Annotated in this window: 1 protein-coding gene; it reads right to left on the bottom strand. The window is 34.3% G+C overall.

Annotated elements, in window-relative coordinates:
- Positions 1 to 79: 79 nt before the first annotated feature.
- On the bottom strand, positions 80 to 598 hold the full coding sequence (locus VQ048_RS12350) for a PRTRC system protein E (RefSeq protein WP_208809456.1): 519 nt from the start codon (positions 596 to 598) through the stop codon (positions 80 to 82).
- Positions 599 to 711 lie beyond the last annotated feature (113 nt).

Here is a 711-nt window from a genome sequence, read left to right on the forward strand (position 1 = left end):
TTCTTGTCCGTTATCTTTGAGTTTAAATACTCTCTTTAATTCTGTCGTTAATAACATAATTTCTATTTTTTAAGGTTAATTATTCCGTTGCAAATAAGTCGGGTTGAAAGAGTACTGTAAGCTCTTTTCTACGCTTTCTAATCTTTTCAGCATATTCGGGATATTCGTCCACACTTGGCAACTTTGTCCACGCTTCTCTCGGTTTTCCTTGTTCTGCAAGTTCCTCTACCTTTTCCATAAGTTCCTTGTATTTCTTATCTCGCTTTTCTTTCTCTTTCTTTTCCTTATCTGCTTTTTCCTTTTCCATTGCCGATTGCCTTTGAGCTTCTTCTTGTGCCTTTAAGTAACTCTCCATATTTACCATAAGTTTTGAGGTGCTTTCAATTGGCGGTGTAATGGTTGCAAAAAACTGCTCGTCCAATTCTTCGGCTGTACCTTTGATTGTTAGCGGTGGGATAAGATGCTTCGCCTTATCACCACACGCATCATTGTTCAATAATATGGATATTACTATGTTTTCAGTATCTTTTTTAATCGTTAGATTGAGTGTCCCCTCAATTTCTAATCCTGCTATTTGTTTAAAAAAATTTGTATTCATTGTTTCTAAATTTTAAATTACTTTGTACTCTTCAATCATATATTCTACTTCTTCGTCAAACCCTTGTGTTTGCTTCTTATTTTTAAGCATATACAAATCGGATTTTGATAGTT

Source organism: Bergeyella anatis (assembly GCF_036016955.1).
Lineage (GTDB): Bacteria > Bacteroidota > Bacteroidia > Flavobacteriales > Weeksellaceae > JAYWXI01.